This is a genomic window from Wolbachia endosymbiont (group A) of Longitarsus flavicornis, assembly GCF_963931955.1.
Taxonomy (GTDB): domain Bacteria; phylum Pseudomonadota; class Alphaproteobacteria; order Rickettsiales; family Anaplasmataceae; genus Wolbachia.
Genome location: NZ_OZ008337.1, coordinates 1,538,391 through 1,554,552 on the forward strand (window position 1 = coordinate 1,538,391; position 16,162 = coordinate 1,554,552).

General features: G+C 36.2%; 14 protein-coding genes and 3 pseudogenes. 11 read left to right on the forward strand and 6 right to left on the reverse strand.

The annotated features are described in order from the left end of the window. Positions 1-38: 38 nt before the first annotated feature. The gene (locus AABM58_RS07400) at positions 39-2,471 is read right to left on the reverse strand and encodes a valine--tRNA ligase (protein WP_338406815.1); all 2,433 of its coding nucleotides are present in this window, start codon (positions 2,469-2,471) and stop codon (positions 39-41) included. 242 nt (positions 2,472-2,713) lie between these two features. On the opposite strand from AABM58_RS07400, the gene AABM58_RS07405 reads away from it, so the two are divergent. Beyond that, positions 2,714-3,691 (forward strand): hypothetical protein, encoded by a 978-nt coding sequence (locus tag AABM58_RS07405; protein ID WP_338406816.1) that lies wholly within the window; start codon positions 2,714-2,716, stop codon positions 3,689-3,691. Between the two features lie 740 nt (positions 3,692-4,431). Further along, complete coding sequence (locus AABM58_RS07410) at positions 4,432-5,019, forward strand: reverse transcriptase N-terminal domain-containing protein (RefSeq protein WP_338406817.1); 588 nt, start codon at positions 4,432-4,434, stop codon at positions 5,017-5,019. A gap of 5 nt (positions 5,020-5,024) precedes the next feature. Here AABM58_RS07410 and AABM58_RS07415 read toward each other — a convergent pair whose 3' ends face one another. After that, positions 5,025-5,807, reverse strand: a complete 783-nt coding sequence (locus tag AABM58_RS07415) for a hypothetical protein (protein ID WP_338406818.1) — start codon at positions 5,805-5,807, stop codon at positions 5,025-5,027. Positions 5,808-5,886: 79 nt separating this feature from the next. On the opposite strand from AABM58_RS07415, the gene AABM58_RS07420 reads away from it, so the two are divergent. The 6 genes and pseudogenes from AABM58_RS07420 to AABM58_RS07445 all read left to right on the forward strand — a co-directional run. Next, a protein-coding gene (locus AABM58_RS07420; RefSeq protein WP_338406819.1) for an IS5 family transposase occupies positions 5,887-6,679 on the forward strand; the annotation gives its coding sequence in 2 pieces (ribosomal slippage) (positions 5,887-6,150 and positions 6,152-6,679; 792 coding nt in all). 133 nt (positions 6,680-6,812) lie between these two features. Then, positions 6,813-7,053 (forward strand): annotated as a pseudogene (locus tag AABM58_RS07895) (PD-(D/E)XK nuclease family transposase); the annotation flags it as partial. A gap of 231 nt (positions 7,054-7,284) precedes the next feature. After that, positions 7,285-8,463, forward strand: a complete 1,179-nt coding sequence (locus AABM58_RS07430) for a ribonuclease D (protein WP_338406821.1) — start codon at positions 7,285-7,287, stop codon at positions 8,461-8,463. Between the two features lie 336 nt (positions 8,464-8,799). Beyond that, positions 8,800-9,387, forward strand: a complete 588-nt coding sequence (coaE, locus tag AABM58_RS07435; protein WP_338406822.1) for a dephospho-CoA kinase — start codon at positions 8,800-8,802, stop codon at positions 9,385-9,387. 340 nt (positions 9,388-9,727) lie between these two features. After that, positions 9,728-11,131 (forward strand): NAD(P)H-dependent flavin oxidoreductase, encoded by a 1,404-nt coding sequence (locus AABM58_RS07440; protein ID WP_338406823.1) that lies wholly within the window; start codon positions 9,728-9,730, stop codon positions 11,129-11,131. Between the two features lie 351 nt (positions 11,132-11,482). Next, positions 11,483-11,713, forward strand: a pseudogene (locus AABM58_RS07445) (IS110 family transposase); the annotation flags it as partial. A 16-nt stretch (positions 11,714-11,729) separates the two neighbouring features. On the opposite strand, the pseudogene AABM58_RS07450 reads toward AABM58_RS07445, so the two are convergent. The 3 genes and pseudogenes from AABM58_RS07450 to ccmC form a co-directional block, all read right to left on the reverse strand. Beyond that, positions 11,730-12,556, reverse strand: a pseudogene (locus tag AABM58_RS07450) (IS5 family transposase). Between the two features lie 29 nt (positions 12,557-12,585). Then, positions 12,586-12,744 (reverse strand): hypothetical protein, encoded by a 159-nt coding sequence (locus AABM58_RS07455; protein ID WP_338406825.1) that lies wholly within the window; start codon positions 12,742-12,744, stop codon positions 12,586-12,588. A gap of 26 nt (positions 12,745-12,770) precedes the next feature. Further along, the gene (gene ccmC, locus AABM58_RS07460) at positions 12,771-13,481 is read right to left on the reverse strand and encodes a heme ABC transporter permease CcmC (protein WP_265025583.1); all 711 of its coding nucleotides are present in this window, start codon (positions 13,479-13,481) and stop codon (positions 12,771-12,773) included. Between the two features lie 135 nt (positions 13,482-13,616). Here ccmC and AABM58_RS07465 point away from each other — a divergent pair, with 135 nt between their 5' ends. From AABM58_RS07465 to AABM58_RS07475, 3 genes are read left to right on the forward strand one after another with little or no spacing between them, the layout of a single operon-like run. Then, positions 13,617-14,447 carry a pyruvate, water dikinase regulatory protein gene (locus AABM58_RS07465; RefSeq protein WP_338406826.1) on the forward strand — a complete coding sequence of 277 codons (831 nt, stop codon included), beginning with the start codon at positions 13,617-13,619 and terminating at the stop codon, positions 14,445-14,447. A gap of 49 nt (positions 14,448-14,496) precedes the next feature. Next, positions 14,497-14,625, forward strand: a complete 129-nt coding sequence (gene ykgO / locus AABM58_RS07470; protein WP_250296744.1) for a type B 50S ribosomal protein L36 — start codon at positions 14,497-14,499, stop codon at positions 14,623-14,625. Between the two features lie 49 nt (positions 14,626-14,674). Continuing rightward, positions 14,675-14,989, forward strand: a complete 315-nt coding sequence (locus AABM58_RS07475; protein ID WP_338406827.1) for an FtsB family cell division protein — start codon at positions 14,675-14,677, stop codon at positions 14,987-14,989. Between the two features lie 108 nt (positions 14,990-15,097). On the opposite strand, the gene AABM58_RS07480 is transcribed toward AABM58_RS07475, so the two are convergent. After that, positions 15,098-15,979: an Rpn family recombination-promoting nuclease/putative transposase gene (locus AABM58_RS07480; RefSeq protein ID WP_338406828.1), complete on the reverse strand. Its 882-nt coding sequence runs from the start codon at positions 15,977-15,979 to the stop codon at positions 15,098-15,100. Positions 15,980-16,162: the final 183 nt, after the last annotated feature.

A 16,162-nucleotide genomic window follows, 5' to 3' on the forward strand; every position in this document is an offset into this window, starting at 1 on the left:
TGATAGCATAGATATCAAAGGAAGTGAAGCTATAAAAATCAGTATAAATCTATATTCACTATGTATTTCCCGTCTTCAGTTTCAAGCTCAGACTGCATCCACTCTATCATTTCCGCATTGCACACTGCCTGCAAATCATCCTGTGCAGATTGATCTAACTTATCCTCTTGTACGCTCGCTTTTATCATCAACTTTTTTATCAGATGCTTAACTGATACATTATTATCTGCCTTCATCTTTCTGATAATGTTTAATATCTGAATAACATTATCTCCCATTTCCTCTGAATATTTATCATAGATAAGTTCTTCTTTGCTCGGCCAATTGCTTTGATTGTGTACAGAACTATAACTATACAACTGGTGGTATATCTCTTCTGTAATGTAAGGCAAGAAAGGTGCAAATAACCGCAAAATAATATTCAGTACATACGCCAAGCTTTGTTTTGCACTTAAACTGCTTCCGTACGCACGTTTTTTTACTAACTCCAAGTAACTATCACAAAAATCCTTCCAAAAAAATTCCTCTATTACACCCAAAGCTTCGCAGTATTCAAATTGTAATAGGTTATTCGTTGCTCTTTCTATAACTTTGTATAACTTAGACAATATCCACTTATCCATTGTCTCGTGAGCAGAATTTATGCTCATCACTTGATGCTTTTCCATGAACATGGAAACGAACTTGCTAGCGTTCCAAAGTTTTGTAACTAGGCGCTTGCCAATTTTGAATATATTTTCAGAGTAGACTGTATCAACTCCAAGCCTTGAGTTCGCTGCCCAATAGCGCACTACATCAGCTCCATAAGTTTCAAGTATTACATGAGGAGTGATGATGTTACCTTTTGATTTACTCATCTTTTTCTTATCATCGGCTAAACACCAACCGCTGATCATAATGTTTTTCCAAGGTAAAGAATCTGCATGATAATGTGCCTTTAAAATAGTATAAAAAGCCCAAGTTCTTATTATCTCATGGCTCTGGCTGCGCAGATCTGCAGGAAATATCGTATCATAGCGATGATTTGGTAAGCTAAACTCACTGTTTACTGCCAGTGCACTCAGTTGAGGAGTAATTGAACTTGTGGCCCAGGTATCCATTACATCTTGATCTGGGATAACCTCTTCTTTGCTATACCCTTTTGGCAAATCTTTCAATGGATCTATAGGCAGGTCCTTTACTTCAGCTAGAATAATTTTACCTTCTTCTCCCTTACGTTTGGAATACCATGCTGGAAATGGCACACCAAAATAGCGCTGCCTTGAGATGCACCAGTCCCAATTTAGCCCTTCTATCCACACTTCCATGCGTTTACGCATATTAGCTGGATGCCAATTGCATTCTTTTACTTCATCTAACACTTGAGCTTTTTGCTCTAAGGTCTTGATAAACCATTGATAAGTAGGCAATATCTCAAGTGGTGCACCAGATCTTTCTGCACACTTAACAGAATGAGAAATGCTAGTGCTTTCTATCAAAAGTCCTTTTTTAGTTAGGATTTCGATCATCCTCTTTCTTGCTGCTACAATTTTTAGTCCATTTATTTCATTTAGTATATTGTTTGTCATCCAAACATGAAGGTTCATCCTCCCATCCTGATCGATGATAATTTTCATCGGCAGATTATGCTTTTGCTGCCAATATATGTCGAGTTCATCACCAAACGTACAGCACATAACAAGCCCAGTGCCTTTATCTATTTTGACCTTATCGTCAGCAATGATTAGTACTTTTTCCTTTGTTATTGGCACCACCGCTGTTTTTCCGATTAGATGAGTGTAGCGCGCATCCTCTGGATGACAAAAAACTGCAACACATGCGGGAAGTAACTCAGGTCGTGTAGTTGCAATATTGATCTGCTCATTTTCTTGAGTAGAGAAAACTATCGTGTTTAAGGATGACTCAAAAACTTTATCTTCTATTTCTGCTTGCGCAATTGCGGTTTTATCAACCGGGTCCCAAAGGATGGGCTGCATTTTTCTATATGCATACCCTTTATTATATAGATCAATAAACGACATCTGTGAAAGCGTCACAGTTTCCTTGCTGATCGTGTGATATTCCAAATCCCAGTCATAACTAATGCCGACCGATTTAAATAGTTCCTTGAATTCTTGCTTTGATTTTTCAATAACCTCATGGCACATCTCTATAAATTTTTCCCTGCCAACTTCTTTTGCGCGGGTTTTATAGGTTTGCTCAACCAATCTTTCAGTGGGAAGCCCATTATCATCAAACCCAATTGGATAAAACACATTTTTTCCCAGCATGCGCTGAAACCTTGCAATAAAGTCTGTATGGCAATAGCTGAATATATGGCCAATATGGAGTTTTCCCGATATTGTCGGTGGAGGTGTGTCTATAGTAAAAGTGTTATCCTTTTCACCATTCCATTTATAAACTTTACTTCCTTCCCACAATATGTTGCATTTGTCTTCAATTTCTTTAAAGCCGTATTTTTCTTTTAACATAAATATTTCTCAATTTTAAACCTTAAGCTAGCAACGTCATACCGCCGCGGTATCTCTAGATCCCGCTAACAAGCAGCGGAATGACGATGGTCGGTAAACCTAAATTACTTTAGCTATAGCACAATTAAGTAAATACAGCTACGCCAAAATTTTACGAAAATAACACACTATGGAAAATATTACTTGATGTTAAGTTTTAAAGGCATCATACTACCTAAATATTATTTATATTGAGGTTTAATATGCTTACAGGGATTAATGGTACAATAAAGTTAGTTGGTAAAGAAGGTGGTCAGAAAATACAGCTTGCCATTTCAGAAGATGATTATGAAGAATTTAAAAAGTATAAAGACGTAGGTAGGAGTGGTGATATAATTAATGACAAGTTTTATGCGGGCTATACGCTAGATGATCAACAACTATATATTACTGGTTTTTATCCTCAAGGAGATAATATAATCATAGATGTAAAATGCGTTGGGGAAAAGGGTGGCAAATATCAGAGTCGCCTAGAAGAAATGAAAAATCTGTTAGGCCTTAACAATGGGAAAGAGGAGATTATAGTAAAAAACCTATCTAAACATCCCATAACACAATTGTTAAAAGACAAAGAGGATAAAATAAAAGAATTAGAAACTGCAAAGAAAGAAGATGAGGGGAAACAGAAAGAATTACAAACTAAAGACGAGGAAATAACAGCATTAAAAGCTCAACAAAATACACAAGAAGTTGCGGACTTACAGCAACAGTTACAAGCCAAAGACGAGAAAATAAAAGATTTAGAAGCACAGTTAAGCAACCAACCAAACGCTGTTCAGTTACAAGCTAAAGAGGATAAGATAAAAGAATTAGAAGCTAAAATAAACCAACCAAATACTGAAGTTGAAAACCTAAAGAAAGACTTACAAGCTCAAAATTCTCAAGTTCAGCAGTTAACGCAGAAAAATAAAGAACTAGAAGCTAAAAACAAAACAACTGAGCAACCAAAACAAGGCAATGGAGCGAAGTACACCGCTACCGTTGGTATGGGTCTTGCTGCTGGACTGATAGCATTTACTGCACTTGAACGTACAGTTAAGTTAGAGATGTTAGTAATGATTGGTATAGCAGTAGCATCTGCACTTGTAGCCGGTGGTATTACATATGCAGTATTACCTAGTACTCAAGTAGATGGAGCGGAAGCACAAGAAGTAAGTGGGGATAAGAAAAGCAAGCAATAAGGGTTGAGCTATAGTATCAAGTTAAGCTTAAAATATGGTTGAATAATTGTATGTATAATTATTAATCTTTTCGCAGTATTTTTACTATGGCTCTTTCTAAATTTCTCGATCCCAAGAATGATGTTGCGTTCGTGCGACGTGAAAAGTCGCTTATTAAATTGTTTAGCAGGTCACCCTGACTAAACCGAGTGTTTTGCCGCTCGTACCCTACTAGACTGTACAAAAGCAGTAATGCTTTGTGCAAAGCGTTTAGGACAATGAACCCGCCTGAAAAGGAGAAGTTCGGTCTGCGAAGAAAGAACAATGCTATAAGTGTCGAGTTGGCACGGGGGCTAGGGTTAATGGTATGGATAGCGCAAGCAAATGATCCTAAGCATCGTTACGTCGAACAAGCCAAAGACACTGATAGGCTTGAACCAAAAGGTAAGTAGACTGGTTATCAAACTGAACGCATTTGATACGCAAACATCAAGGTCACCGGTGTAGAGATCAATCCTAACCCGTTGTTGTTTAATAGGTGGAACACGGAAACCCCATATATCTCTGGGTTGGATATTCAGTAAGGCCGATCGTGAGAAAGGCTTATGGGTATGTGGGATTGGGAGTGTGGAAAAAGTGAACGCTCATCTGTAATGGATGTGATACAGGTTTAAACGTTACCTGGCTCGAAAGAGAACTGACGTCCACAATGGTCATCTTGGACAAGATTGTTTGTAAAACTTTTAAAGAGAGGAAAGCAGATGGTTACAGGTAAAATTGTAAGTGCACCTTTCGGTACTGCCGAGCACTGGAACCAAATTAATTGGTCTCAATGTAAGAAAAAAACCAGGAAGCTACAAGCTCGTATTGTTCAGGCAACAAAAGATGGGAGATGGAATAAAGTGAAAACTTTACAACATCTTCTCACACGTAGTTTTAGTGCTAAAGCATTAGCAGTGAAACGCGTAACTTCGAACAAAGGAAAATACACGGCTGGTGTTGATAATCAGTTGTGGCAAAGTCCTTCAGCTAAATCTCAAGGAATTGCTAGCCTAAAGCGACGTGGATATCGCTCTCAACCTATGAGACGCATTTATCTAATCAAGCCTGAGGGCGGCAAGCGGCCGATTAGTATTCCAACTATAAAAGATCGTGCGATACAAGCCTTATACCTTATGGGCTTGGACCCTGTTGCAGAAACAATAGGAGACACTCACTCATATGGATTCAGGGTGCATCGTTCAGCAGCAGATGCGGTAAGTCAAATTTTCATAACATTGGCAAGACGTGATGCTCCGCAATGGATTTTAGAGGGGGATATTAAGAAGTGTTTTGATTATACATATTGATACTCCTATAAAAAATTTAGATTGTTGAACTTACCATCTTTAAAGTCCATAAACATTTTAACAGTTTCTGGTTTATCCTCAAATAGATATTTACCCTTTCCAATACTATCATCTTTCCGTATTTTAATTTGACCATTGTTTATTCTATCGTAAAGCCAGTGGCTGGGAACTTTAAGGATTTTTGCGATTTGTGGAATAGTAAAGTAACCAGGCACTTTAGTTGGATGTGATTGCCACTTTTTCAGAAAGATGTTATTCTTTAATCTAATTGTTTTTACTGTGCTTTCTAATACAACATTTTTCATGGGAGAGCGATGCCCATGTTCTTCTAAGTATTTAGCAATTTCCATATCTGTCTTGCCTTCTTTACTGAGCTTTATTATAGATTGCTCCATTTCTGTTGCTGCAGTTAATTCACGAAAAGATCTTACTGGAATAGGCACATTAGAAGTAGTAGTTTCTCCACCATGCCATACAATGCGTATTTGTAAGCAGTCGCGTTTAATTCTGTGTGCTACTACTTTATCAATTAGGCAACGGAGAAAGGACTTTCGTTGTTGACGTGACAGAACTGGCTTATGCCAAATCTCAGGTAATCTTTTGCCTACATCTAAAAATACTGTTTTCAATTTCTCAGATAATTGAGGTGTTGGTTTACGTGGATGCTGACGTTCGAACATAATTTCTGCTTGCTGGAGTTCTTTCAATGCTTGTTCCCAGCGTCTTTCAAGTTCTGCAGCTACAAGACGATTGTCAGGGTCTACTTGATTAAATTGTCTTTCTGCCAATCTAACTTGATACCTTAGAACCTGTACATGATCTCAAGAAAGGAATAAACTAAGAGATAATGTATATAAGTTAGGATATATGAGGAGTTTATACCCAAGTAATATAAGTCGGGAAAGATTTGAGATTATATTACCAGATCTAGAGTCCTGTAGAAAAAAAACAAAACCAAGAAAACTTGATTTGTATGATGTATTTTGTGGAGTGTTATACGTTCTGAAAAGCGTTTGTCAGTGGAGAATGCTACCAAAAGAGTTTCCAAAATGGCGCAATTGTTACGACTATTTTAAGAAGTGGAGTGAAAAACCAGATGCAAATAAAGAAAGTGTTCTGGAGCTGGTGTTAAAAAAAAATAGTTGGCGTAGTCCGACAAAACAATGGTCGGAAAGAAAAAACCAGCTTCTGCATAATTGATGCACAGAGTGTAAAAAATGCAGATACTGCTGAAGAAAAAGGCTACGATGCAGGCAAAAAGATTTCAGGAATAAAACGCCATATTGCAGTAGATACGCAAGGTTTGCCACATGCAATTTATGTAACAACAGCAGAGATAACTGACCGTAGCAGTGCTGTGAGAATGGTAGAAAATGCAAAAGAAAACCTCTCGGGAGTTAAAAATGTACTGGTTGATGCAGGCTATATGGGAGAGAATTTTGCAACACAAATAAAAGCAACTATTGGTGCAACTGTTGAGGTAATAAAACGCAGTGAATTACATACCTTTGCTGTATTGCCAAAAAGATGGGTTGTAGAGCGTTCTTTTGCTTGGTTGGAAAAATGTAGACGGTTATGGAAAAATTGCGAGCGTAAACTCAACACCAGCTTGCAAATGGTAGTTCTTGCTTTCACTGCTTTGTTCCTCAAAAGATTATGAACAGGTTCTAAGAAGGAATTTGTTATGTCCAAATATTCGATAAAAACTGTTGCCGGTTCTAAAGAAAAGGACTTAAGGTGGCTCGAGCCGTATGAAGGGAAACTTTCACGTACGGTTCCTAGAGGAGGGTTCGATGGGTAAATATCTTAGTCCATTGAACTCTTACTCTTTCCTGGCGTATCTTTGGCACTGAAAAGAATAAAGATATTCTCATTCACTTTCTCAATGATATATTGGACTTCACTGGCAAAGATGAAATAGATGAAATAGAATTTCTCAGCACTGTCATGGATGCTGAAATTGCTTCTGATAGACAAAGTATAGTTGATGTTCTTTGCAGGGATTCTAGTGGGTCCAGATATATAATTGAGATGGTGCGACCTGAAAGTCTTCGGTCATATTGTTTAAAGGGAGAGGAATTCCTTCAGAAAGAAACTGAAAGAGTTCTAAAACTTATTAAACCAGGTGTCACCTAACCCACTGTTGTATGACAAAAGGAACAGGGTAAGGTCAGACACTAATGAGTAATAGAAAGTCCTACAATAAGTCATTAATTGCAAAAATTTAATATAAATTATAAAATAAATCCACTGAATAAAAAATATATGCTAATTAGTACAACATCAGAACTGGAGAATACATGTGAAGAGTTAATAGCAAAAAAGCCGAAATTTATAGCAGTTGACACGGAGTTCATTAGAAATAATTTAACCTACTACCCAAAATTATCGTTAATTCAAATTTCTTATGGAGAGAAGAGTTTTGTTGTAGACGCATTAGTGCCAGAAATTGATTTGTCATTCATTAAGAAAATAATGCTGAATCAAGAAATAACTAAAGTGTTTCATAGCTGCCGGCAGGATATAGAATCCTTACTCACTGTGTTTAAATGTATTCCCACTCCCATTTTTGATACCCAAGTTGCCGCTATGTTTTGTCATTATTATCATGACTTTATTGGTTACTCAAAAGTAGTGGAGCAATATCAAGGGATAGCACTGGATAAAATTAAAGCTAAAAATTCAGATTGGTTAAGGCGTCCGTTGTCTGAGGATCAGTTAGACTATGCAATAAACGACGTGATACACCTGTATGACCTACACCAAATATTGTGCAATAAACTTGAAGAAAATAATAGGATGGGTTGGTTTCAAGAAGAGATGGAATCAATAGTTAATATAAATAAGTATTTACATAATCCAAAAGATGCATGGAAGAGGATTAAATTTAATTATGAAGTAAATCCAAGGTTGATACTAACTGTTAAAGCAGTTAGTGAGTGGCAAGAAACCTTAGCACAGCGCTATAATATGAACCGTAATAAAATAATCAATAATGCTGTAATAGCTGGTTTTATTGAAAAAAATATAGAGCATGTTGATGAGATTTTAGATGATCTCAAGAGGAATGCAAAAAATATAAAAGATGCAGATTTACTAGAGTTTGTGAATATTTTTAATGAAAATGAGGGAAATTGGATGCAGCAAAACAATACCTTATCGAGTAATTATGACAAATCTGTACTTGATATACTCTCAATTATTTTAGATAGTAAATGTAAAGAAAGTAACATATCAAGGAAATTAGTTTCTTCAAAAGATGAGTTAACCGGGTCAATATCTAGACAGACAGATAAATTATTCAAGGGGTGGAGATACGATTTTTTTGGCAGGTCAGTTGAATCATTTTTGAACACAAGCTCAAAATTTGAGATTTCAGCAGTGAAATCCGCAAATAATATAACCAAAATTCAGAGTAATTTGGTAGAGAATAACTGTTGCTAAAGTAACTTAGATTTATCGACAATCGTCATCCCGCTACGTGTTAGCGGCCAAGTGACGGTATGACAAGGGAGAACAGTTGCTACGTGTTAGCGGCTAAGAGATACCGCGGCGGTATGACGGTTAAGTAGGGTGTCATCCCAGTGCCTACTTCGATCCAGGAAAATTGATTGTGCACTATACAACATAAAAGCTGGATTCCAGACTGGAATGACACCACCTACAAATTGCAATGTTCGTATAGTTATGTGCTTGACACTGGGATCTAGAAAATCTAGTTAATATATATAGAGAAACCTTAGCTATAGTTTCGAAAGAAGTCTAATGTGTTTTTGTTATATGATTATAGGTCTAACAGGCGGAATTGGGGTAGGAAAGAGCTTTGTAGCTAATTGCTTTCAAGAGTTTGGTGCTGCTGTATTTGATGCTGATTCTGTTGTACACCAACTTTATAAAGTGGATAAAAGCATAATAAGTTATGCAGAGAAAAATTTTCCTGGAGTGGTAGTAAATGGTGAAATAGATAGAACAGTACTGTCTAAATATTTCTTAGCCTACGATGAAAATTGGAAACAATTTCAATCTTTGGTTCACTCTGCTGTGCTGCGTGAATTAGAATTTTTTATTGCTAAGGAAAAAAAGATCGATAGAAAGTTCTTAGTTTTAGATGTTCCACTTCTATTAGAAACAAAATTTTATTTATATTGCAACCTTATTGTTTTTGTTCATGCAGATAGCGTTGTGCAAGCTCAAAGACTTAACGAACGCAACATAGATAAAGAAAAGCTTAATCTAATCTCCGATGTTCAGTTATCTATTGAGGAGAAAAGGAAGATAAGTGACTTTATTATCGATACCAGTGTAAGCAAAGAGTATGTTTTTTCTCAAGTAAAAGATATAGTGGATTCATTAAACCTAAACACGTAGCTCTACGTCATACCGCCGCGGTATCTCTAGATCCCGCTAACAAGCAGCGGGATGACGGTTGTCAGGATCCCAGCAGCCTCCCTCCCCTGTCATCCCAGTGCTTGACACTGGGATCCAGAAAAGTTTGCTTGTAAACTAGCACGGAAAGTGGTTACAACGCTTTCGATGAGATTATATGGAAAACTGGATTCCAGACTGGAATGACACCCTTCCGGTGGGAACTGCTCTCAAACTACAACAGCGTGAGTAGCTATAGAAGCTTTAATGATACAAGAAAAAATAAACAGCTATCATTTTTTTAGTAATTAAGTAAAATAGAGTGAAAGATTGCGAGGAAGTTTTGAAAAATAAGATAAAAAAAATAGTAATTTCAGGAAAGAAAGTGTGGCCAATCATCGAAGGTGGTAAAGGCATTGCAATTAGTGATGGAAGATCAAGCGGAGCATTTGCTGCAGCAGATGCTGTGGGTACGTTCTCTGGTGCAAATGCTAAGCTTATTGATGATAATGGCGAGTTAGTGCCACTGATTTACAAAGGCAAAACAAGAAATGAAAAACACAGTGAATTGATAGAGTATAGTATTGAAGCTGGGATTAGTCAGGCAAGAATAGCAAATGAAATATCAAAAGGTCATGGAAGAATACACATGAATGTACTTTGGGAGATGGGAGCAGCAGAACGCGTGCTTCATGGCATATTGGAAAGAGCAAAAGGCTTAGTTCATGGTATTACCTGCGGTGCTGGTATGCCTTATAGGCTTGGAGAAATTGCAGCTAAATATCAGGTTTATTATTACCCTATTATCTCATCGGTGCGTGCTTTTAAAGCATTATGGAAGCGTACTTACAAAAGAATATCTTCCTATTTGCTTGGTGGAGTAGTGTATGAAGATCCATGGCTTGCTGGAGGGCACAATGGACTCAGTAACAGTGAAGACCCAGAGCTACCACAGGCTCCATTTGAAAGAGTTGCAGAGCTTAGATCTTTCATGAACGAGGTCGGTCTCTCAGAAACACCAATTGTTATGGCAGGAGGAGTGTGGCATTTGAAAGATTGGGAACATTGGTTTGATAATCTGCAAATTGGACCAATAGCTTTTCAGTTTGGCACTCGTCCACTTTTGACGAAAGAAAGCCCAATTTCTGCAGAGTGGAAAAAGAAGCTACTCACTTTAGAAGAAGGTGATGTATTTTTGAATAAATTCAGTCCAACAGGGTTTTATTCATCTGCGGTGAGGAATAATTTTATACGTGAGTTACAGGAACGAAAATTACATCAAGTAAATTTTTCAGAAAATGCCAGCGAGGAATTCAATAGTGAATTTGCAATGGGTAGCAGAGGTAGGAAGATCTACCTTACTGCAAAAGACAAAGAGCTGGCAAATACATGGACTAAAGCAGGGTACACAGAAGCAATGAAAACCCCAGATTCAACTGTTATTTTTGTGACGCCAGATAAATTTAAACAAATAAGAGAAGATCAAATCAATTGTATGGGATGTTTGAGCCATTGTTTGTTTAGCAATTGGAAAGATCATGGTGACCATTCAACAGGGCGAAAACCAGATCCACGGAGTTTTTGTATACAAAAGACACTGCAAAACATTATACATGACGGCGATATTGAAAATGAACTCATGTTTTCTGGGCACAATGTGTACAAATTTAAGCAAGATCCGTTTTATGAGAATGACTATGTACCGACAGTAAAAGAACTGGTAGAAAGGATATTAACTGGGTATTGAGTTAGCAATGGTCTGAAAAGTCCATTTTTCTATGGATCACCTCCTCCTTACTCTCCCCCAAGCGCTCCTCCTTATAGTGGACTTAATAATTCTAATGCGGGAGGGGTGTTTTTGAATTGTAAGAGGTGCTAAACCCACAACTTGTATCTTTCACTATGTAAGATATTAGAGCTAAAATATCTTACAGGAAGGGTGAAGCTGACGCACAACTGATGCCAACAAGGCCGACGTACAGATTTGCTCCCCTTCCACGTAGAGTTAAAAGACTGAACAGTATCTTTGGAATTATATCCCGTATTTACAAGGTTGGTCTAAACTCTCAGTTTTATTTATAGTTTTGGAGACGGGTTTATGCAAGTAAATGCTATTTTAGGTGTAGACATTTCTAAACAAAAATTTGATGCTTGTTTGTTGGTAGGCAGCAAAGAACGACATAAAGTTTTTCACAACAACAAGGAGGGCTTTGAAAAGCTTGTAGCTTGGTGCAATAATCATGAAGCAAAACTTATTCATCTATGTCTCGAGGCAACTGGTTGCTATAGTGAAGATTTGGTTAACTTTATGTACGATCTGGGACATAATAGACTTCTTTCAAAATTCATGTATGGAGCTCAAAATTGTGAATTGCAGCAATCAAATTAAACCTTAAACCAAAACGTTTTCGTCGGTTTCTATACCTGTCCGAGATGATTTTAAACCTTTTCAATAAGCCAATTACGTTTTCAACAATTGCCCTTTGGCTCATAAGTGCCCTGTTCTCTTTTTTTTGTTCTTTGCTTAACGGATTCTTTTTCATTTTCCTGTGCGGTAATACAACATTTTTGTGTATCTTCTGCATTCCCCTGTAGCCGGCATCAGCTAAGATTTTGGTGTCCGGTAATATTGCTACCTTTGATTCTCTAAACATCCGAAAATCGTGTTTTCTACCATTCGAGAAAGATGTGCATATGACTTTTTTACTCTTCTTCTCTGTTACTATTTGTGTTTTTATAGTATGCCTTTTTTTCTTTCCAGAGTAGAAGGGCTTTTGCTTTTTTTTGGTCTCTCTACTGGCGTTTCAGTTCCGTCTATTACTAAAACTTCATATTCTACATCACTCTTTAATAGCTCTTTTTTTCCTGGTAATGCAAAATCTGGATGTTTTATTAATATGTCTTCTACCTATCTTATTATTTTAAAACTGTTACTTTCACTCATGCCATAGCTTTGCCCAATATGAAAATATGTACGATATTCTCTTATATATTCCAGTGCCATAAGTAGCCTGTCTTCTATGCAAAGTTTACTTTTTCTTCCACTTCTAGCTTTTTTTCTTTTATCCTCCACTTCTAGAATTTCTACCATTCGCTCAAATGTTGCTTTTTTTACCCCTGTTAAACGTCGAAACTTTTCTCCTTCTAACTTTTCTATTTCCTTATATTTCATGCTTTCAAATACTTCATCTTACACTCCCTCTAACAATTTTGAAAGAAGTCTAATACCTGATCTATTCTAGTTAGTTGGTCATTGCTGCTTTTAAAATTAGTTAGATCACATAACATAGCACGTTCTTCAGTTTCAGCAGGCAAGTATTTAAAGTGACCAAAGATATTTTGCCTAATTTTCTCTAGCATATTTACCTGTATACTTACAAAGCTACCTAATACCGCATACTGATTTCTCTCTTTATTTTGTACGAATTAATCAAATGAAGTGAATACAGTATCCACACTACTAAAAAAAATGTGGCACAAAACATAAACATTACAATGAGTGGCAACAGCAAAGAACCTTCTATTGCTACTCCACCTCTTCTCAAAATGCTTGCAGGCTGATGGAGAGTAGACCATAAATTTACGGAAAATTTTACTATAGGAATATTTATAGCACTAAAAATGGCAAATACTGCTGCTGATTTTTCTGCCCTCGCTTCATTATCAAAAGCGCTCCACAATGAAAGGTAGCCAACATATAGGAAAAATAAAATCAGCATTGAAGTAAGCCTTGCATCCCATACCCACCAAGTGCCCCAGGTTCCTTTTCCCCAAATGCTGCCTGTGATTAAGCATATTGCAGAAAAGATTGTCCCTGCAGGAGCAGCAGCATGTGCCAAGACACTAGCAATGCTATTGTTCCACACTAATGAAATGAAACTGAGTGAAGCAATTAATCCATATATTCCAAGAGCAAGCCATGCAGAAGGCACATGAAGATACATAATTCGTACAATTTCTCCTTGTTTATAATCCTCTGGGGAGAAGAATAACGCCAAAAACATTCCAATTAAAAAACATGCGAAACAAATCACCCCAAGCCAAGGTAGAGCTTTCTTAGAAAAATAAGAGAAATTTGTAGGCTTTAATAAAAACATTCGTTTTGAGAATAATTGTGTTAAGAATTTACCAATTAGTTTGAGTTTTATCAACAGGATAGTTTTTCTATATTTACGTAGGTCAACAAATTAGCATAATTTCAGTAGCAGATTGCTAGCTATTATTTTTAGTATATGACCCTTAAAAAGCTTAATCTACATTTAGTATCAGATTCAAGTGGTGAAACTGTTATATCAGTTGCAAAATCAGCCCTGAAACACTTTCGTTCTATAGAAACGATCGAATATGTTTGGTCTTTTGTAAAAGGAGAAGAGCAGATTGACAAAATTCTGGAGGAAATTAATAGGAAAAGTGATGAGCATAATTTTGTTATATGCACTATTACTGATGATGAGCTAAGAAAATATCTAAAAGATAACTGTATAAAGTTGAAAATTCCCTATAGAGCAATATTATCACATATTATTAGAGAAATTTCGTCTTATCTTGAAATTGAAAAAGACGAAAAGCTTGACTTGCATACTGAGATAAATAACGAATATTTTCAGCGCATTGAGGCAATAAACTACACTATTAATCATGATGATGGACAAAATATTCAAGATATTGATAAAGCAGATATAATTTTGGTTGGAGTTTCACGTACATCAAAATCTCCCACCAGTACGTATTTAGCTTACCGAGGCTATAAGGTTGCAAATATTCCTTTTGTTAGTGGGGTACCCTTTTATGTCGACTTGGCAAAATTAAAAAATAAACTAACGATAGGGGTAACAATAGACGTAAGTAGGCTAATAGAAATACGCAAAAATAGACTTACTTCAATTAACAACGAAGATAATAGTATATATGCTAATCCTGAAAAAGTAGAAAAGGAAATTAAGGAAGCAGAGGAACTATTTAAGCAGAATAACTGGCCAATTATTGATGTTACGCAAAAGTCAATTGAAGAAGTATCAGCAACAATTATACAATATTTTAATAAAATGTTATCAATTGACTAACTCTTGATAAGTGATTATAATGTAAGGTAATTTAATTCTTACTATAGATATGAAAGTCAAGAGTTCGCTAAAATCTCATCGTAACAGAGATAAAAATTGTAAAGTTGTGAAAAGGGGTGGTAAGATTTACATTATAAATAAGGTAAAGCCAAGGTGTAAAGCGCGTCAAGGTTCTTAGCTTTTTGTTCACCTTTTCATGTTATATATTTTTTATATGTGAAAGTACGGTGCTTATATCTAAAAAGAAGCAAAAATTACTGTGTTTAAGCGCAGCCTTACTCATTTCTTCTCTTACATTATATTTCAGCATTAGCACAATTACAGGTAAACGTGGCTTATTGACGTTAATCGATTTAAAAAAAGAAATCGAGTACAATGAACTTTTGCTAAAGGATGTCTCTTCTGAAAAGAAAAAGTTGGACAACAAAGTATTTGGCTTGTATGAAAAAAGCTTAGATTTAGATCTGCTTGATGAGCAAGCAAAAAATGCTTTAGGTTATGTGAACCCTAATGAACTTATGGTTGTTCTTGACGTGGAATAGCAGTAGAGATCTCCCTACGTCATACCGCCGCGGTATCTCGTTGTAGATTCCGCTAACAAGCAGCGGAATGACGGGTTATCAAATTGTAGGTAAATCTAAGGTAACCGCTCACAGATTTCCACTTAATTCTTCAATCTCACTAATAGAAAGGCTAGTAAACTTGACAATAGTATTGACATCAACATTATTAGCCAGCATTGCTTTTGCGACTTCAATTTTTCCTTTCTCTATACCTTTTTGTATACCTTTCTCTTCAGCAAGATCAAGTCTGTATTCAAGAATGGCTTCTTCTTTGCGTAGATCCATTATCCTTTCTTCATAGGCTACTAAATCTTTTTCGTTCCAACGAAACTTGTCTAACTCATCATACGCCAGCTTTATTATTGGTGCTTTTTCTGCTATCTCTTTTAAGTCCTCTTCTGTTGTTTCTTCTGCGTATTTAAAAAAGAAACACCACCTTTCTATTGTACTTTCTAGCTGCTCTACTTTACTTTTTGAAAATTTGGGCAATTCTATAAAGATAAATTGAAAATCTTTTAAGTAATGGCCGTTGGTTTTTATATCACGTATATTATGAGTAGAGATATAATCAACTTCTTCAGGAAGTAAGTTACAATTTGATATAGCAATAAAGAAGACTTTCTTTAAATCAATGTAATTTCCAGATTTATCTAATTGTCTTGAGTAGGCCTTAGCAGCATACAGTTGGGCACGTTTCTCAAAACCTTTATCACGAGCAAGCTGCATCTCAATTACAAACCTATTACCAATAGAATCCTTGCAGAGAACATCAACGATACTTTGTTTATCAGAGGCAACTTCTGGATCCATGATAGTACTTAAGAATTCAACTTCTTGTATTGCATTTATCTCAGTAAACCATAAAATATCGTTCAAAAAGTGGATAAGGATATTCTTATTTTTTTCCGTTCCAAAGATTTTTTTGAAACACAAATCATTGCGAGGATCGAGAAATTTTGAAAGAGCCATAGCCAAAGTGCTTAAAAATATTAATAATTATACACTATTATTAACAATTATTCAACCATATTTTTGAAGATAGCTATAGCTAACACGTCATAACCGCCGCGGTATCTCTTAGCCGCTAACAAGTAGCGGGATGACGATTGTTGGTAAATCTAAGTCAGTTTAGCTATAGGCAGCAATTTTCTG

Excerpts from the sequence above, each read along its gene's own strand:
- AABM58_RS07410 (WP_338406817.1), top strand. The coding sequence starts at position 4,432 with ATGGTTACAGGTAAAATTGTAAGTGCACCTTTCGGTACTGCCGAGCAC.
- AABM58_RS07405 (WP_338406816.1), top strand. The coding sequence starts at position 2,714 with ATGCTTACAGGGATTAATGGTACAATAAAGTTAGTTGGTAAAGAAGGT.
- AABM58_RS07455 (WP_338406825.1), bottom strand. The coding sequence starts at position 12,744 with ATGCTAGAGAAAATTAGGCAAAATATCTTTGGTCACTTTAAATACTTG.
- ykgO (WP_250296744.1), top strand. The coding sequence starts at position 14,497 with ATGAAAGTCAAGAGTTCGCTAAAATCTCATCGTAACAGAGATAAAAAT.
- AABM58_RS07430 (WP_338406821.1), top strand. The coding sequence starts at position 7,285 with ATGCTAATTAGTACAACATCAGAACTGGAGAATACATGTGAAGAGTTA.
- ccmC (WP_265025583.1), bottom strand. The coding sequence starts at position 13,481 with ATGTTTTTATTAAAGCCTACAAATTTCTCTTATTTTTCTAAGAAAGCT.
- AABM58_RS07480 (WP_338406828.1), bottom strand. The coding sequence starts at position 15,979 with ATGGCTCTTTCAAAATTTCTCGATCCTCGCAATGATTTGTGTTTCAAA.
- AABM58_RS07400 (WP_338406815.1), bottom strand. The coding sequence starts at position 2,471 with ATGTTAAAAGAAAAATACGGCTTTAAAGAAATTGAAGACAAATGCAAC.
- AABM58_RS07465 (WP_338406826.1), top strand. The coding sequence starts at position 13,617 with ATGACCCTTAAAAAGCTTAATCTACATTTAGTATCAGATTCAAGTGGT.
- coaE (WP_338406822.1), top strand. The coding sequence starts at position 8,800 with ATGATTATAGGTCTAACAGGCGGAATTGGGGTAGGAAAGAGCTTTGTA.